This window comes from Streptococcus saliviloxodontae, from assembly GCF_016908655.1.
GTDB classification, from domain to species: Bacteria; Bacillota; Bacilli; order Lactobacillales; family Streptococcaceae; genus Streptococcus; species Streptococcus saliviloxodontae.
The window spans coordinates 1-16,748 of sequence record NZ_JAFBEI010000044.1 but is presented as its reverse complement, the minus strand read 5'-3'; the positions used below and the strand labels follow the sequence as shown (position 1 = coordinate 16,748).

The following is a 16,748-nucleotide window of genomic DNA, read 5'->3' as shown; positions in this document are numbered from 1 at the left end:
TAACAGGACACCTCTACTTTAACACAAAGAAAAAGTAGTGAGTACTCTCTCCCGTCAGAGATTTCCTCACTACTAATCTTAGTATGTTTTTGTATTAGTATTACTCTAGCAGATAGTGCCTCACTTGGCTAATATCTGACTCGTTAACAACAAGATAAATTTGAGCGCCCGCTTTCAGAACTGTTGCCCCTGTTACCACTTCTGTTTTTTTCTGATAAATTTGTGTCGAAATCAAGACATCCCTAGGGAGATTCAAATCTTTGACCATCTTACCAGCCAATTTATCCGATACCGGAAGGTCAATCATCGTCGGTTCTCCACTCTCCATAGGATGAACGGCAATCATCTTCGTTAACATAGCCTCATAGACAGGCTCCCCACCTAACAAATCCATAACTAAGTAGGCAACGACAGTCACAACTGCTAAAGGCATCAATTGCTGCAAATTTCCTACCATCTCTGTTACTAAAATCATAGCTGTTAGAGGAGCTTTAGACACCGCACCGAAATAACCGGCCATTCCCAAAATCAAAAAGAGAATAACTAACGAGCTATCAACTATTGACAGCTGAATCATAGCTAAACCAAAAGTATAGCCCGATAGTGCTCCCAAAGTTAGAAGGGGTAAAAATATTCCTCCTGGTAAACCCGAGCCATAACTCAGCATGCTTCCGATAAAACGCAAGACAAAATATAATAGAGCCGCTTTTAGGAGTAAAGGAGAGTTAGGAAGATTAACAATTATCTCATTTCCGCCTCCTAATAAGGTTGGGAAAGTAAGTCCTAGAGGAATCATCACAAGTACTGTTAGGAGACCATACTGATGAGGTGGTAGGTGTAGAAACCCTCCAACAACCTCAAAACACTTACCGATACGTAAGACTACCCACTCATAGCTGTAGGCTAAGAGCCCCATAACACCCCCCATTACTAGTAAAACCCAATAGGACGTTAACGGAAATACAGGTAAATTATGAGGCATATGAAGGACTGGTGTCTGCCCAAAAACACCCAATGAAACAGCATTAGCTACCAAACTAGCGACTAGAGCCGTTATCCAAACCTGTCTAGAAAAATGGTGATAGACTTCCTCCACAACAAATAGAAGCCCTGCTATAGGAGCATTAAAAGCTGCTGATAGCCCTGCTGCCGCACCACTAGCGATTAGAATACGTTGCTCTCGCTTGGTTAGTTGTAAACCTTGGGCTACCCCTTTGGCAGTCATTGCTCCCAACTGAATGCTAGGACCCTCTCGCCCTAACATCAAGCCCATTGAAATAGATAAGATGCCTCCCAGAAATTTCCTCCAAAGGACAGACCACCATCTCGGATGCATCAATCCCATCAATTCACCTTCAACGTGTGGAATTCCTGAACCTTTAATATCTTTTTCTTGTTTGACAAGTAGCCCAACAAAAAAGATAAGAAAAGTACTCACTGCTATCAAAAGGACTAGATAGACCACTTCTTTCTGAGCAAGGTGATAGAGGTGAACAAAGACTATAAATAACTTTGCAATCAACCACCTAAAAGCTGATACAATTGCACCCGCACTCAGTCCAACTAATACGCCTCGCCAAACTGACACCAATAAACTTTTCTGACTCGCTTGAAACTCACCCTGTATCACACTACTCTCCTAAGCAATAACCCATTAGCATGTTCCTATCAAAAAGAGAGTTGAAAAATCCCAACTCCCATCTTTAACTTATGCTGACTTAACCAACCTTTGCAGAAATTTCTTCAGCAAAACGCTCAAGGTTTTCAATATCCTCATCTTCTGCCACTAAGTCAACTTTGACAGATTCAGCCCCTTTGATGGCACCTGTCAAAGCAAATTGTTCTTCAAATTCGTCAACTGATTTACAGAAATAATCATAGAAGGTATCTCCTGAACCGATTACACCAAAGACTTTACCTGACAAATCAACATCTTGAAGGTCTTCATAAAAATCAACGATTTCATCTGGAAGATCTCCATCTCCGTAAGTATAAGAAGCCACGATTGCAATATCTGCATCCTCAAAATCTGCTGCATCAACAGTTGTACACTCGTCAACCTCTACTTCGTGTCCCAACTCTTGCAACTTATTTGAGACAATGTCTGCAATTTCTTCAGTATTTCCAGTCATACTGGCATAAACGATCTTTGCTAATGCCATAGTTCCCTCCATTGATAGTTAATATCCTTATTTTACCATAAAATCCTTTAAAATGCACCTTGTTTATAGGTATTCTTTATAAGCTTCTTTGATTTTCGCCGACAATAATTCCTTTTCAGCCGTAGAGGCAAAAGAGGACTGGATAGCAGTTAGGTTATGATGCAAAAAATCTGCAACAGTCAGGTCAAAATAAGTAACAAATTTTTTGTATTCCTTAGTTAAATTAGTGTCTGATACTGTTCGATTATCAGTATTAATCGTTATCTTAGCGCCAGCCTTTTTCAAGGGAAGGTAAGGAAACTCATCTATTGACTTAATCGCCTTTGTTTGGAAGTTACTAGTCAAAGCCAACTCCGCAGCTACCCCTTTAGCAACAAAGTCTTTGATCATTTCAGGCTGGTTAAAAATAGCTGTTGTATGACCTGTGCGTTTAACACCGAAAGAAATAGCTTGAGCGATATTCATAGCACAGCCACACTGCTCTCCCGCATGAAAGGTCATTGGGTAACCAAGTTCTTGAGCGAAGGCCACACCCTCAGCCATCATTTCAGCAGGATAATCCACCTCATTACCAGCAAAATCCATCCCTACAAGCAAATCTTGATTGGACGCCTTACTCTCTGCAAAAATAGCCTTCGTCAAATCAAGACTAGATTGACGCATTCCGCAAACCAAAGCCTTGGCATAAATCCCAAAGTCCTCATAAGCTGCTTTAAGACCTCGACAGACCGCTGAGACGACCTGAGCTACTGTAAGCCCCTCATCCATGGACAATTCAGGAGCAAAGCGGATTTCCATGTAAAGAACATTCTCCATAGCCCCTTGTTTGGCAACATCATAGGCAGCCAACTCCAAAGCTTCTTCTGTCTGTAAGAGCGGGCGGATAACATCAAAAGCTCTCAAATAATCATTGAGACTTTCTGTCTCTTCTGGAGCCGTTACCAAAGCCTTCAAAGAATCTGTTTCCTGAGGTAAATCTTTACCTGCCATCTTCGCCAAATCTCTAATAACTTCTAAAGATAATGAACCGTCTAAATGGCAGTGTAACTCGGTCTTTGCCAGTTTTTTGATAACTGATGTTTCCATTATTTTTTCTCCTATCGTTTGATTTTTAAATATAATGCTATCTATCTTAACACAAAACACGCTTTTTGCAAGTTAAAAATCCGAACTTTAGTCATAGCTATCAAATAAAGGAGCAGATTTTTGTCTTTCCATACTATTTTTGATAGCATATAGGAATTAAAAGGAGGAGCTACTATGTCATCATACACATTACCAGAAATATGGGAAACACCTGAACAAATGGGTGGTGCCTGGGGAGGCCTTAACCAAGCAACAGCTGGCAGCCGCTTTGAACAAGATCTCCCTGTCGGAGAAAACGATTTTCAAGTTTACTCATTCCCGACACCAAACGGTATCAAAGTTACCATTATGATGGAGGAATTAAGGGAACTCGGTCTAGATATCACCTATGACCTCTACCAAATCAAAATTGGCGAAGGCGACCAATTTGGTTCAGATTTTGTCGCTATCAACCCTAACTCTAAAATTCCTGCCCTGATTGATCAAACTGGAGAAGATAAGGTTCGCGTCTTCGAATCTCCCTCAATCCTACTTTATTTGGCAGACAAATATGGTAAGCTAATCCCAACTGATTTTGCTAAACGTACAGAAGTTCTTAACTGGCTCTTTTGGCAAACTGGTGCAGCACCTCTTCTCGGGGGTGGATTCGGACACTTCTTCCACTATGCACCCGAGAAAATTGAATATGCTATCAATCGTTTCACTATGGAAGCCAAACGTCAACTAGACCTATTGGACAAGGAGCTAGCTAATAAGCGTTTTATCACCGGCGATGACTATACTATCGCAGATATTGCCATTTGGTCATGGTATGGTCGCCTAGCTCAAGATAAGATTTGGGACAAGGCTGGTATCTTTCTGAACGTTCAAGAGTATCAAAACTTACAACGTTGGACTAAAGAGATTGCAAACCGCCCAGCTGTCAAACGTGGACTTGAAGTTGATTATCAAGCCATATAAAAAATACCTCAATAGAAGATCTACTCTATTGAGGTATTTTAGACTAAAATGATCTTGTTGTTACTAATGTCGTTTCTGTTACACTTAATTATAACAGAAACGAAGTAATGATGAAAATGACCTTTAGAAACATCACTTTTTCATATCTTTGTCATGTTCATGCTATAATAATAGACAACAATAGATTAAAGGATTTATATATATGACTACTTTTACTGATATCTTAGAAAAAATCAAAGCCTACGATACCATTATCATTCACCGTCACCAAAGACCCGACCCTGATGCTATCGGTAGTCAGTGTGGTCTTAGAGAACTCCTTCGCCACAATTTCCCTCATAAAACCATCAAGGCAACTGGAGTGGATGAGCCTACCCTAACTTGGTTAGCACAGATGGATGAGGTCACTGATAGCGACTATCAAGGAGCCTTGGTAATCGTGACAGATACAGCCAACCGCCCACGTGTTGATGACGCCCGCTATAACAGTGGTGACTTCCTGATTAAGATTGACCATCATCCAAACGATGACGTCTACGGAGACATTTATCACGTTGACACAAAAGCTTCATCAGCCAGTGAGATTGTCACAAACTTTGCTTTGCAAAAAAATCTCAAGCTAAATGCGGCAGCTGCGCGCCTCCTGTATGCCGGTATTGTTGGTGACACTGGGCGCTTTCTATATCCAGCAACAACAAGTCAAACCCTACACATTGCTGCTACATTGCGTGAGTTTGACTTTGACTTTTCAGCCATGGCTCGCCAAATGGACAGCTTCTCCTTCAAAATTGCCAAACTGCAAGGATATGTCTTTGACAATCTCGACGTTGATGACAATGGTGCTGCGCGTGTCACCCTAACAAGAGATATTTTGGAGAAATTCCAGGTAAGTGATGCTGAGAGTTCTGCTATCGTTGGAACACCAGGGAAAATTGACCTCGTTCAATCTTGGGCTATTTTCGTTGAGCAACCCGAGGGACATTACCGTGTTCGCCTTCGTAGTAAAACAGCAGTTATCAACGATATTGCTAAAAAACACGATGGCGGAGGACACCCACTCGCTAGTGGTGCAAATTCTTATAGCTTAGAAGAAAACGAACAAATTTACAAAGAAATCCAAGAGCTCCTGGCAAATTAAGTCAGTTTTTTAGCTAAAAAGCTTGTCAAATAAAAAGCTATTTGATAAACTAGAATAGTTAACGAACTATGGTGCGGACAGTACCATGGCAGAAAGGAAATAGTTTAACATGAAAAAAGATATCCATCCAGATTACCGTCCAGTCGTATTCCTTGATACTACTACTGGTTACCAATTCCTTAGCGGTTCAACAAAATCTTCAAAAGAAACTGTTGAATTCGAAGGTGAAACTTACCCACTTATCCGTGTAGAAATTTCATCAGATTCACACCCATTCTACACAGGCCGTCAAAAATTCACTCAAGCAGACGGACGCGTGGATCGTTTCAACAAAAAATACGGTCTCAAATAAGAAACCCTCAATCACTAAAACGATTGATCAAAAAGCCATTTCCGAATCATCGGAAGTGGCTTTTTTGGATATAACACCAATCATTTTTTGCAAGTTCGTCTATTACGAAGCTACTATAACTCCTAGGTCAGATCTATTATTGAAACAATCTAAACAAATATTTTGATAATATCCCACAAAAATCTATAATAGTCTCATTAACTAATAAAGGAGTCCTTATGACACGTGCACTTTTGGTCGTTGATATCCAACAAGGATTAATTGACCTTAAACCAACCAACACAGAAGTTTACCTAACTAAGGTTAATCAAGCGATTTCACACTTTAGAGATAGCAAAGAGGAGGTTATCTTTGTCCAGCATACCGAAAAAGAAGGACTCTTGGCTTTGAATAGTCCCAATTGGCAACTATACGCAGGTCTTGATGTCCAACCTCAGGATACTCGCATTCAAAAATACTTCAACTCTGCCTTTCGAAGAACCAATCTTGAAGATTATCTAAACAAACAAGGAATCGATCACCTTGTCGTCTGCGGTATGCAAGTGGAATACTGCCTCAATGCAACCTTAACCGTCGGATTTGAAAAAGAAATCAAGCTGACTATCCTAGCAGATGCTGTCACAACCTTTGATCGTGCTACCATATCTGGTCAAGAAATCATTGATTTTTATACTCAGACCATCTGGCCAAATTTCGGAAACCTTATTTCTGTTGATCAACTATAATTAAAAGTTCTTCGATACAATATCGAAGAACTTTTAATTTTATGAAACAAGTTAAATTACTCAGAGATTTAACTAAGGAAAAACTTCTATCTTTCCTATTGTCTATCACCACATTGATGATCATACCTAATAAGAGGTTGAGCACAAAATCCCCAACCTCTCAAATTGACGAGATACAATGCCTCTCGTTATCATTATTGTCATTAATAAAAGGGAGAGATTAGTGAGCAACAATTTCTTGGGCAATCTCATGACCTGTCATACTTGACGGGTAATACGTTGGCCAATTATCCATTTCTTTCAAGATTTCCTCTTGGCTAGTTGAACCCCAGAAAAGGTGGAAATGTTCTGCATCTGTCTTAGAAATATTATGATCACTAAACTGAATATACTTAAACTCTCCAGCGTTAGCATCATTTGTTTCAAAGAGGTAACGAACACCTCGATTCCCTTTTTGGTAAGTCAAAATGTTATAACCAACATACTTATAGGTAAACTTATGGCTTGTCCCATTTTGAATGAATTCAACAGTGTTTTTCTTACCATCAATAATGATTTTTTCAACATCTGTCTTATAACCTGTTGTGTAGTAAGCTTTGTAGTCAGCAGCTGTTTTTGCCCCTTTTGATAGTTTAGACTTATAGTCCCAAACCTCGTCCAAAGTCCCATCTTGAAGATAAGGATACACAGACTGCCAATTACCTGTCCAGTCTGAAAGGCTGCGATTAGTAACCTTCTTATCTTCAAAGTAACCGTTCGCTACTGTTTTACTAGTATCTTCCTCTGGTGCGATTGATTTTCCTTCTACATCTGTTGTCAATCGGAGAGCTTTTAAATTTTCACGCATGACAGAAAAATAATCCTCACCCGCTTTAAGTTCTTTCGTTGTTAAACTTTCAATTGGGTTCAATACAGCTGTTTTAACACCAGCTTCATCAGCCAAAGTTGCGGCTACCTTAGCTGAGGCATTCTCTTCAAAATAAATGTATTTAATCTCATTTTCTTTGATGTAGCTTGATAAACTAGCTAAACGTTGAGCACTCGGCTCGGATTCAGCAGTAACACCTGTAATCGGAATTTGTGTCAATCCATAGTCTAGGGCAAGGTAGCCGAAGGCAGCATGTTGTGTGACAAAATTCTTTTGTTTTGCTGCTGTAAGAGCTGTTGCATATTCCTTATCTAAGGCTTGCAATTTTTCAATGTAGGCTGCTGCATTTTTCGTAAAACGCTCTTTATATTTCGGGTATTTTTTAGTCAAACCATCACGGATATTTTCCACTAGCTTGATTGAGCGACTTGGAGATAACCAAACATGAGGGTCATAGTCATGATGATGTCCTTCACCGCCATGATCATGTCCTTCTTCTTCTGTTCCAGCCATTAGTAGCATATCACCTGTTGATTTGATAATCGCTGTTTTCTTTTTATCAACTGAACTAGTGACATCTTTAGCCCAAGTCTCTAGGTTGCTGTCCATATAAACAAAGGCATCTGCATCTTCAATTTGTGAAATTTGTTTGGTTGTCGGTTGGTAATCATGGACCTCTGTTCCAGCTCCAATCAACAAGCTCACCTCACCTTGATCGCCAACGATGGCTTTTGTGAAATCATAGACAGGGTAAAAAGTGGTCACAACATTTAGCTTTCCTGAATGAGACGATTCTTTTTGATAGTTTTGATAAGATTGCCAAATATAGGCTCCTCCAGCTAGAACTGCTACAGTTGCCAATCCAGCAAATAATTTCTTTTTCATACATCCTCCTTTTTATTAACTGGTTAATATTTTACCAGTTAAGTATATCACAATATATGATTTTTGCAAGTCTTTTTTTGAAAAAAAGAAACTGGACAAATACAAATGTCCAGTCACTTTAACTAACGTTATCACATAGAGCTGATAGCCTTCCAAACTTATCATCCGATAAGCCTAATCACTGACACTAAAACGATTTGTCATCAGATTGCTAGCGTCAAATAACAATTTATGGAGTAAAGCATCTGTATCCTCTTGGATAAAATCACTCAGTTTTTGATTTTCTGATTCAAAGTCAACAACTTTTCCTTCTGCCAATGCCTTATCAACAGCATGAATCATTGCATGACCTTTTGCCATAGTAGTTTGTACATAGTCTTCTATATCGCCTTCATGCTGTTTAAAATGAGGGTCAGCGATTGCAGCAATCAAACGATTAGCCCAGTAAAATGACTCTGTCGATACCTTTTCAGGTGTATTAGCAAAATAATCTGGAGTTGTTGTGATTTGGGTGAAGAAAGGAACCAGGGTATTAAACGGCATTGAGCCAAATGCTAACCATTGAATACCTTTGACAGCATCTGGTTTACCAGGTCTCATCTGAAGAACGGCTGTCTGGCTAGTACGGTTGATGCCAATCGTGCGGAAACTTCGTTGGCTTCTATGATCCCCTTCAGGTCCATAAGGGTCATAAATCGTATCTTGATAATGATGGCTCAAAACGTATTTAACATCCTCGATCGTTATTTTACGATAAGGTTTTTGGCTCCAAGGGATAAAGAAACTTTGAGGATCTTGCTTGATTTCAGGGTTTAAGAATCCTTGGATAGCCCAAGCACGAGGTGTGTTGTAATGACGATCTTTATCTCTTTGACTACCAAAAGCATAGCGTGGGTTAAAATGTTCATCTGAATAAGTCAGATCTAGGTGATTCTCGTGAATAAAAGCTTTTAAATCAGCAGAACACATGTAGTCTGATGGATTTGAAAATTCGAAATAATCAATCCCTAATTGATTGGGATTGGTAACATAGGCATCATCGGGAACACGTCTTGCCATCCAGTGGTGACCTCCAATTGTTTCCATCCACCAAATCTCGTTCTCATCTGAAAATGCAATCCCATTTGATTCATAGGTTCCATACACTTCCAGGAGTTTTCCTAGTCGCTCGACACCTTCTTTGGCTGAATGAATATAAGGTAGGACTAGCGTTAACATATCCTCTTCACCGATACCTGATGGGACCAAAGGATCCAAACCTAGCACACGCGCATTAGTCGTAATCGTTTCAGTCTCACTCATGGCTACATTAGCAGCGTTAATCCCTGCCTCTCCCCAGATGCCGTCCTTGCCAAAAGCGTCAGGAACTGCCGTGTAAGTCATCGGCTCTTCTGGTAAATCAATCTCAAAAGACGACAAAACAGATTTATAATGACGTGGTTGATCTTCTGGTTTCACCACGATAAATTTTTTAGCTGTAAATTCACCATTTTGAGAATCTTCCGTGCGTGCAATGATTGTTGAGCCATCATAAGAGGCTTTCTTTCCGACAAGAATTGTTGTACATCCCACAGTATTTCCTTCTTTCTATAGCTCATCTGCTATTTTATTAATTTTTCGAAGACGATGATTAACACCGCTCTTAGTCAAAGGGGTCTCTAAACTATCTGCAATCTGTTGAATCGAATAATCAGGATGAGCTACTCGAATCTGAGCAATCTGACGCAACTCGACAGGTAGGATATCCAGGCCTTCACTGTCCATGATTTTGATAATATTATTGATGGTCTTCATGCTAGCATTAATGGTACGTGCAATGTTGGCTGTCTCTACATTATTGGCTCGATTAATGTCATTTCGTGTCTCACGCATCACCTTGACTTCTTCGAAGGCTTCCTTAGAAGCCATAGCACCAATAACCAATAGGAAATCCATGATATCCTCTGCTTTTTGGAGATAGGTCACTGCTCCATTTTTATGTTCAATAACCTTGGCATCTAACATGAATTTTTGCATCAGCTTAGCCAAATCTTCCGCATGGTCATGATAGACTGAGAAAATTTCAAGCTGATACTTACCAGACTCAGGATCTCTGACTGTTCCTGTTGATAAAAAGGCTCCCCTCAAATAATCTCGACCGTTATTATCATTATCTAGGATACTAGGCTCGATTCCCATTTCAAATCCAAAGAAAGAATCTGCTAGTTGTAAGTCAGATAAAATCGCATTAACATCCTCATCAACAAACACTGTGTAGACACGATTCTTTTTCAAGTTGGTTTTCTGATGGTATTTGATGTCAGGATCGATACCGTAGATTGACTCTAAAAGCGCATAGATGTGTCGAGCGATTTTGGCATTCTCACTGGTAATTGATAAGGTAAGTCCTGAATTGGTCAAACCAAGACTCCCTGACATCTTAATAATAGCTGATAGTTCACTTTTACTATGTGTTTCTTGGTTCAGCAAATCTTCTTTAACCTTTACTGTAAAACTCATAGTCGCTTACTCCTTAGTAGGTTCATCAATTCCTCAACAACAAGATCGCCATGGTGAAAGGCTCCGCCATTCTCCAACCGTAAAAAATTCGAAGAAATGACACGTTTAGCCTCACGTCGAAGGCCTTGAAAGTCATGTTCTACCTGAACCAAGTATTCATCAAATTGATTCGTCTCCATATAGTCTTGGGGTACCTGATCAATATTAACCAACACCGTATCAATAACATCTTGACCAAGGTGACGATTAAGAACTGCAACATGATCTGCATCTGTAAAATGCTCCGTCTCACCATATTGCGTCATAATGTTACAAACATAGGCTACCTCAGCCTTGGTTTCTAAAAGCGCTTGCTTAATTTCTGGAATAACCAAATTTGGCAAAATAGAGGTAAAAAGTGAGCCTGGACCTAAAACAATCATATCACTAGATAAAATGGCTTCAACTACTTTACGGCTCGCTTTAGGTGTCTCATCATTGTAAGTATTTGTCACATAAACATGATCTATCATGCCATCGTAACCAGCTATTGAACTCTCTCCGATGACTTCGTGTCCATCTTGAAACACTGCATGCAATGTTAGTGGGGTTTCACTAGCTGGGTAAATTTTTCCTGTCACGTGAAAAAATTTAGTTAAGAGTTGCATGGCATTATAGGTAGAGCCTTGCATCTCAGACATTCCTGCAATGATAAGGTTACCAAGTGGATGACCTGCTAATAAGCCATCACCTGCTTTAAAACGGTATTGAAACACCTGACCGTATAACTTGGGCATGTCACTCATGGCAACAAGGACATTTCGTAGGTCTCCCGGCGGTGTCAATTGCATCACAGAACGTAATTCTCCTGATGAACCACCGTCATCAGCAACCGTTACAACAGCTGTGATCGACACATCTTCTCGACGTAGGCTTTTTAAAATGACCGGAATCCCAGTTCCACCACCAATAACAGTTATTTTGGGTTTTTTCATGATCTGTTCACCGTCTCCTTGCGTCTATCTTTATCACGATGCCCTTCATTGACCAACCAGCTACTTTTCAGGTCTTCTGCTAAGCGATGAGCAAAAGCAACGCTACGATGCTGACCACCTGTACATCCAATAGCAATCGTCAAGACAGATTTGCCTTCTTTTTGGTAGCCTGGCAATATCGGATTGATCAAAGCTAAGAGATGCTGATAAAAACTCTCTGACTCCTTGTGATTCATCACATAGTCCGACACTTCAAAATCCAAACCTGTCTTTTCACGCAAATCTGCTCTATAGTAAGGGTTAGGTAAAAAACGCACATCAAAAACCAAATCTGCATCTAAAGGCAAACCATATTTAAAACCAAAGCTTAAGACTTCTATACGGAAAGAGGCCTGATTACTATCTGATGAGAAACTTTCTGAAATAGCCTTTCTAAGCTGTCTTGGTGTTAACTCTGTTGTATCAACAACATTCTGGCTGAGGCTCTTAAGGGGTGCAAGGAGTTCTCGTTCCAACTTGATACCATCTAAAACACGCCCGTCAGCAGCTAAGGGGTGACTGCGACGTGTTTCCTTATAACGCGATACCAGTTCACCATCGGTCGCATCAAGAAACAAAATTTTAAAATTGATGTTTTCATGACTTTCCAACTTATCCAGTATAGAATTGATTTCATTGAAAAACAGGCGACTACGCATATCCACAACTAAGGCGACTTTATTATTATCATTTGCCTGTTCTACCAGTTCCAAGAATTTAGGAACTAGAGTCGGCGGCATATTATCAATCGTAAAATAGCCCAAATCTTCAAAAGACTGGATTGCTACAGTCTTTCCTGCCCCACTCATCCCAGTTACAATAACTAGGTCAATTTTTTGTGCATCCATGTCCAATCACAACTCCTTTTCTCTTTTCACTTCTTTTAATGCCTCTTCCAGACCACTTATCTGCTGATTTAAGGATAGTAACATTTCAGTTTGTAACTTTTGAATTTCAAGCAAATCCGACTGATCTTGTTGAACTAAGTGATCAATCTTGGTGTGCAATAGACGAATCTCCTCTTCGGAAATACGATTAACTTGATAATCGTTTTTCGCCTGCAAACGGTCGTAATCAGAAGCTCTATTTTGACTCATCATAATCAAAGGGGCTTGGATAGCAGCAATTGTCGACAGAGCTAAATTCAATAAAATGAAAGGATACTCGTCAAATGAAATACCAAATGGCTTAATCACATTTATAGCCATCCAAATAGCCATAAAAACAATGAAGGAAATAATAAATGTCCAAGACCCTCCAAAGCGGGCCACAATATCAGCCACACGCTGGCCAAAGGTGATCTTACTATCCAATTCTTCTTGGATGTCCTGATTCGGAAACACCATATCCTTGGTCACATTATACACTAGGTCCTTAATATAATCGTTCTTACGATTAGCCTTTTCGATGACACTATTCATAAAAATCAGACGATAGTGAGCAAGATGGATATTGGAGATAAAATCAGTAGACTTAAGATGAGGGTAATCTTTTGTAACTAACTCTCTCAGTTGAGGATCTAATTCAGATAAAAAATTGCCATCCATAAGAAGACAATCACTTCCATCCAGTGCTTCTTTAATTTTTTTAACCGTCACGAACACCCCTTCTTTCTAGACTATATTATAACATATACTAGCCCTTCCGTCTTTTGATATACCTAACTAAAAAAGGTTCAGAATCAACTATTCCAAACCTTTTTTATCATTAATAAAACTTAATTTAATTCAGCGATTACTTCAATCTCCACTTTAACATCTTTTGGCAATCTTGCCACTTCTACCGCTGAGCGAGCTGGAAATTCCGATTTGAAAGCTGTTGCATAAACTTCGTTAAATGGAACAAAGTCATTCATATCGCTTAAGAAACATGTTGTTTTAACTACATGGTCAAAATCTGTTCCTACTTCTTCCAAAATAGCAGCAATATTTTTCAAGACCTGTTGAGTTTGCTCTTGGATTGTTTCTCCAATGATTTCTCCAGTTTCTGGAGAAAGTGGGACTTGACCTGATGCGAAAAGTAAGTTACCTACAACTTTACCTTGAACATAAGGTCCGATTGCTGCAGGGGCTTTATCCGTATGAATTGTTTTTGTCATAATAAGGACTCCTTTTTCCATTTAGAACAAGCAAGGATTGATAACCTCCTTGTCTAATGCTTTTTCTACCTATATTGTATCAAATTTTCTGAAAATTGAAAACCTTGAAATAATAAAAGCAAGGATTGATAACCTTGCTTGATTTTTAATTAACTGTAACTGAACCAGAATAATAATCTAGGGTTAGTCCTGATTGAACGTTAGGGATAAACACATTGAATTCTAAAGAACCATCTGAAGATTTTGCTTCAATATGGCTACCGCTTGCAATGATGTTGTTACCTTCGTAGAGCAAAGTAACACGGTACCTCACTCGCTTATTATTGTCTAATGCTTTTCGAACCTGTGTTTCAAAATAATTTTGACCTGTCGAATCTGAGCTATTAGCTTCATTTGCCCAAGCAGTCTGGGTTGCAATATTTTTTTCATTACTAGTTGAGGCATCGAATCCCTTCAAACTCCCCACCAAAGCATACCCTAACAGGTGACCTCTATCTACTGCATGGCTATAGCTACCTGATAAGTGCTGAACTTGGTGCCAACCTGCTGGCGTCCATGACGTGGAGCCATTTCCTGTCTCTTCTCTACTTCGGTATTGTCTCGTCGCCTTAGATAATAAGGCATTAGCAACCGTCGGAACTGTTTGCCCTTGTACACGCTTGGTTTTAGTATCTGCATAAGGAGCACTCGAAACTTTCGCATTCAAATCAGTTTTATTACCATTGATAATGTAAGCTCCAGCACCATTCCACTCAATAGAAGATCCTAGTTGATTTTTAATGCTATCCGTTAAAACAGTTTGAGCCAGTTGTTCACTCGGACTATCCTCGCTACTTTGCGACCCATTAGAGACCACCTTTTTAGTATCCGCTGCAGATTGCGACTGTCCAGTTACCAAATGCGCTACTGTTTTAATAGGATTATTATCTGAAATACGGTCACTTGTTGCGATGTAGCTCAATCCCATAATGCAAATTAAGCCAACAAGTGACAGCAACCTTTTTCCCGAAGAAGACTTTCGTTTTTTATTTGCCATAAAACCCTTTCTTTCATAGAAAAAGTAGGACTCGCCTACTTCCCTGTAAATTTATTGATTAAAGATACCCATTTAGCTGGAGATAAGATTGCCAAAGGGTGACTACCATCTCCAATAACAGAGTAACCTATCATTAAACCAATGATGAGACAAAGAAAACTAAGAGCAACTACCAATAAAATAAATAGGTACTGCCTCAAAACATATTGACCACTAAAATGTTTCATATTATTCACCTGATTCTCTGCGAATTGTCGCCCCTAGAGACGCTAGTTTTTCATGGAATTGATAATAACCACGATCTAAGTGAGTCAGTTTACCAACAGTTGTCGTTCCTTTGGCTACCATTCCTGTTAAAATCAAAGCAGCACTCGCTCGTAGATCGGTTGACATCACTTGAGCACCTTGAAGCTCTTCACCACCATGAATCATAGCAGTATCTCGTAGAATTTCAGAATGGAGCCCCATACGACGCATTTCTTCCAAATGTTGGAAGCGATTTTCAAAGACTGTCTCAATCATGGTTGACTCTCCTTTTACGACAGCCATAAGAGCCGTAAATTGAGCCTGCATATCTGTTGGAAAACCAGGATGCGGTAAGGTCTTAACTGTTACTGGCTTAAGTTTGCTTGTGTCAGCCTTAACACGGATACCTTTCTCCTCATCAGTAATCTCGACACCCATTTCCATCAACTTAGAAATCAGCGGACGATTGTGTTCCCAAACAGCATCTTTAATCAGAACATCTCCGGATGTCATTGCTGCCGCTACCATGAAAGTACCTGCCTCTATACGATCCTGAACCACTGAATGCTCTGCACCATGTAGTTTAGACACACCATTAATCGTCAAGGTCTCGGTACCTGCTCCTTTGACATCTGCCCCCATCTTATTCAATAACAAGGCTAAATCAACAATCTCAGGCTCACGCGCTGCATTTTCAATAATTGTCGTTCCTTCAGCCAGTGTAGCTGCCATCATGAGGTTTTGAGTCGCGCCAACGGATGGGAAATCCATATAAATTGTTGTCCCTTTAAGTTTATCTGCTTTTGCGGTAATATCACCACCAACTTGAGTAATCTCAGCCCCCATTGCTTCTAAACCTTTTAAGTGCAAATCAATAGGACGACTACCAATTGTACAGCCTCCAGGCATAGAAACTTTCGCATGTCCATTTCGAGCCAGAATAGGCCCCAAAACAACAATAGAAGCACGCATTTGACTGACATAGTCGTAAGGTGCTTCGTCTAGAATTTCACCTTGTGCATCCACGACAATCGTGTTAGTCTCTTGATCAAAGTCAACCGCAATATCAAGACCACGGACCACGTTATTCATTGTAAAAACGTCAGACAAAATCGGAACATTTGTCAACTTTGTCTGTCCCTCTTCTGGTAGAATAGTCGCTGCTAAAAGAGGCAAGACGGCATTTTTAGCTCCTTCAATAACAACCTCACCTTGTAGGCGGGTATTTCCACCTGTAATGATAATTTTTTCCATTTTAACTCCTTTGTAACTAACTCCATCACAGGATTAGTGTATTGCTCTGAAAATATCTTGACTCATCTGAATGATAGAGAGGAAAAAAGAACTGACCATATAACCTATGGCAATACTCACAAACATCAATAGTACATTTAGACGTCTACTATTTTCAATATAATTTCTAATGAGTTTAGACCAATCAAAAAGCTCTGTCAACAATTGATAACTCATAAAGATAAAAATAACATGACACATGAGTGTCGTTAGATAGGTTACCATTTCCATAACTCTTATTATAGCAAAAATAAGCGCAATTACCTAATTCTGAAATTTAACAGCAAAAAAGGGCTCTATAATTTCTGTAGTGGGTAAATCTCATTCAGATATTGTAGGGCTTTTTAGCGGTATGAAAAAAGCCCCACATGACTTATAATGAAAAGC

The 16,748-nt window shown here is 39.6% G+C and carries 18 protein-coding genes; 4 read left to right on the top strand and 14 right to left on the bottom strand.

What is annotated here, in order from left to right; all coding sequences use genetic code 11:
* Positions 1-100: 100 nt before the first annotated feature.
* The 3 genes from JOC31_RS08890 to add all read right to left on the bottom strand — a co-directional run bounded on the left by JOC31_RS08890 (position 101) and on the right by add (position 3,248).
* Positions 101-1,630 (bottom strand): chloride channel protein, encoded by a 1,530-nt coding sequence (locus JOC31_RS08890; protein ID WP_205017806.1) that lies wholly within the window; start codon positions 1,628-1,630, stop codon positions 101-103.
* 88 nt (positions 1,631-1,718) lie between these two features.
* On the bottom strand, positions 1,719-2,162 hold the full coding sequence (locus JOC31_RS08885; RefSeq protein ID WP_205017805.1) for a flavodoxin: 444 nt from the start codon (positions 2,160-2,162) through the stop codon (positions 1,719-1,721).
* Between the two features lie 63 nt (positions 2,163-2,225).
* Positions 2,226-3,248: an adenosine deaminase gene (gene add, locus JOC31_RS08880; RefSeq protein WP_205017804.1), complete on the bottom strand. Its 1,023-nt coding sequence runs from the start codon at positions 3,246-3,248 to the stop codon at positions 2,226-2,228.
* 174 nt (positions 3,249-3,422) lie between these two features.
* Between add and yghU the strand changes: the two genes are divergently transcribed.
* The 4 genes from yghU to JOC31_RS08860 all read left to right on the top strand — a co-directional run bounded on the left by yghU (position 3,423) and on the right by JOC31_RS08860 (position 6,423).
* Positions 3,423-4,208 carry a glutathione-dependent disulfide-bond oxidoreductase gene (yghU, locus tag JOC31_RS08875; RefSeq protein WP_205017803.1) on the top strand — a complete coding sequence of 262 codons (786 nt, stop codon included), beginning with the start codon at positions 3,423-3,425 and terminating at the stop codon, positions 4,206-4,208.
* 202 nt (positions 4,209-4,410) lie between these two features.
* Positions 4,411-5,346 (top strand): DHH family phosphoesterase, encoded by a 936-nt coding sequence (locus JOC31_RS08870; RefSeq protein WP_205017802.1) that lies wholly within the window; start codon positions 4,411-4,413, stop codon positions 5,344-5,346.
* Between the two features lie 109 nt (positions 5,347-5,455).
* Positions 5,456-5,698: a type B 50S ribosomal protein L31 gene (locus JOC31_RS08865; protein WP_205017801.1), complete on the top strand. Its 243-nt coding sequence runs from the start codon at positions 5,456-5,458 to the stop codon at positions 5,696-5,698.
* A 218-nt stretch (positions 5,699-5,916) separates the two neighbouring features.
* The gene (locus JOC31_RS08860; protein WP_205017800.1) at positions 5,917-6,423 is read left to right on the top strand and encodes a cysteine hydrolase family protein; all 507 of its coding nucleotides are present in this window, start codon (positions 5,917-5,919) and stop codon (positions 6,421-6,423) included.
* Between the two features lie 220 nt (positions 6,424-6,643).
* Here JOC31_RS08860 and JOC31_RS08855 read toward each other — a convergent pair whose 3' ends face one another.
* The 11 genes from JOC31_RS08855 to JOC31_RS08805 form a co-directional block, all read right to left on the bottom strand.
* The gene (locus tag JOC31_RS08855; protein WP_205017799.1) at positions 6,644-8,176 is read right to left on the bottom strand and encodes a zinc ABC transporter substrate-binding protein AdcA; all 1,533 of its coding nucleotides are present in this window, start codon (positions 8,174-8,176) and stop codon (positions 6,644-6,646) included.
* A gap of 174 nt (positions 8,177-8,350) precedes the next feature.
* On the bottom strand, positions 8,351-9,748 hold the full coding sequence (locus JOC31_RS08850; RefSeq protein ID WP_205017798.1) for a C69 family dipeptidase: 1,398 nt from the start codon (positions 9,746-9,748) through the stop codon (positions 8,351-8,353).
* A gap of 15 nt (positions 9,749-9,763) precedes the next feature.
* Complete coding sequence (gene whiA / locus JOC31_RS08845; RefSeq protein ID WP_205017797.1) at positions 9,764-10,675, bottom strand: DNA-binding protein WhiA; 912 nt, start codon at positions 10,673-10,675, stop codon at positions 9,764-9,766.
* A complete protein-coding gene (locus JOC31_RS08840; protein ID WP_205017796.1) occupies positions 10,672-11,649 on the bottom strand; it encodes a YvcK family protein in 978 nt (325 codons plus the stop codon). The genes whiA and JOC31_RS08840 overlap by 4 nt, the downstream gene beginning before the upstream one ends.
* A complete protein-coding gene (rapZ, locus tag JOC31_RS08835; protein WP_205017795.1) occupies positions 11,646-12,536 on the bottom strand; it encodes an RNase adapter RapZ in 891 nt (296 codons plus the stop codon). The genes JOC31_RS08840 and rapZ overlap by 4 nt, the downstream gene beginning before the upstream one ends.
* 6 nt (positions 12,537-12,542) lie before the next feature.
* Positions 12,543-13,235, bottom strand: a complete 693-nt coding sequence (locus tag JOC31_RS08830; protein ID WP_205017807.1) for a DUF1003 domain-containing protein — start codon at positions 13,233-13,235, stop codon at positions 12,543-12,545.
* Positions 13,236-13,405: 170 nt separating this feature from the next.
* Entirely contained in the window at positions 13,406-13,786 is a 381-nt protein-coding gene (locus tag JOC31_RS08825; RefSeq protein WP_205017794.1) for a RidA family protein, read from the bottom strand.
* 145 nt (positions 13,787-13,931) lie between these two features.
* Positions 13,932-14,822, bottom strand: coding sequence for a DNA/RNA non-specific endonuclease (locus JOC31_RS08820; protein ID WP_205017793.1), 891 nt, complete (start codon positions 14,820-14,822; stop codon positions 13,932-13,934).
* Positions 14,823-14,857: 35 nt separating this feature from the next.
* Complete coding sequence (locus JOC31_RS08815; RefSeq protein ID WP_205017792.1) at positions 14,858-15,049, bottom strand: DNA-directed RNA polymerase subunit beta; 192 nt, start codon at positions 15,047-15,049, stop codon at positions 14,858-14,860.
* A 1-nt stretch (position 15,050) separates the two neighbouring features.
* Entirely contained in the window at positions 15,051-16,322 is a 1,272-nt protein-coding gene (gene murA, locus JOC31_RS08810) for a UDP-N-acetylglucosamine 1-carboxyvinyltransferase (protein ID WP_205017791.1), read from the bottom strand.
* Between the two features lie 33 nt (positions 16,323-16,355).
* Entirely contained in the window at positions 16,356-16,562 is a 207-nt protein-coding gene (locus JOC31_RS08805; protein ID WP_275586115.1) for a DUF1146 family protein, read from the bottom strand.
* Positions 16,563-16,748: the final 186 nt, after the last annotated feature.

Coding starts and splice junctions, on each gene's coding strand:
- JOC31_RS08885 (WP_205017805.1), bottom strand. CDS start 2,162: ATGGCATTAGCAAAGATCGTTTATGCCAGTATGACTGGAAATACTGAA.
- add (WP_205017804.1), bottom strand. CDS start 3,248: ATGGAAACATCAGTTATCAAAAAACTGGCAAAGACCGAGTTACACTGC.
- yghU (WP_205017803.1), top strand. CDS start 3,423: ATGTCATCATACACATTACCAGAAATATGGGAAACACCTGAACAAATG.
- JOC31_RS08870 (WP_205017802.1), top strand. CDS start 4,411: ATGACTACTTTTACTGATATCTTAGAAAAAATCAAAGCCTACGATACC.
- JOC31_RS08865 (WP_205017801.1), top strand. CDS start 5,456: ATGAAAAAAGATATCCATCCAGATTACCGTCCAGTCGTATTCCTTGAT.
- JOC31_RS08860 (WP_205017800.1), top strand. CDS start 5,917: ATGACACGTGCACTTTTGGTCGTTGATATCCAACAAGGATTAATTGAC.
- JOC31_RS08855 (WP_205017799.1), bottom strand. CDS start 8,176: ATGAAAAAGAAATTATTTGCTGGATTGGCAACTGTAGCAGTTCTAGCT.
- whiA (WP_205017797.1), bottom strand. CDS start 10,675: ATGAGTTTTACAGTAAAGGTTAAAGAAGATTTGCTGAACCAAGAAACA.
- JOC31_RS08840 (WP_205017796.1), bottom strand. CDS start 11,649: ATGAAAAAACCCAAAATAACTGTTATTGGTGGTGGAACTGGGATTCCG.
- rapZ (WP_205017795.1), bottom strand. CDS start 12,536: ATGGATGCACAAAAAATTGACCTAGTTATTGTAACTGGGATGAGTGGG.
- JOC31_RS08830 (WP_205017807.1), bottom strand. CDS start 13,235: ATGGATGGCAATTTTTTATCTGAATTAGATCCTCAACTGAGAGAGTTA.
- JOC31_RS08825 (WP_205017794.1), bottom strand. CDS start 13,786: ATGACAAAAACAATTCATACGGATAAAGCCCCTGCAGCAATCGGACCT.
- JOC31_RS08820 (WP_205017793.1), bottom strand. CDS start 14,822: ATGGCAAATAAAAAACGAAAGTCTTCTTCGGGAAAAAGGTTGCTGTCA.
- JOC31_RS08815 (WP_205017792.1), bottom strand. CDS start 15,049: ATGAAACATTTTAGTGGTCAATATGTTTTGAGGCAGTACCTATTTATT.
- murA (WP_205017791.1), bottom strand. CDS start 16,322: ATGGAAAAAATTATCATTACAGGTGGAAATACCCGCCTACAAGGTGAG.
- JOC31_RS08805 (WP_275586115.1), bottom strand. CDS start 16,562: ATGTGTCATGTTATTTTTATCTTTATGAGTTATCAATTGTTGACAGAG.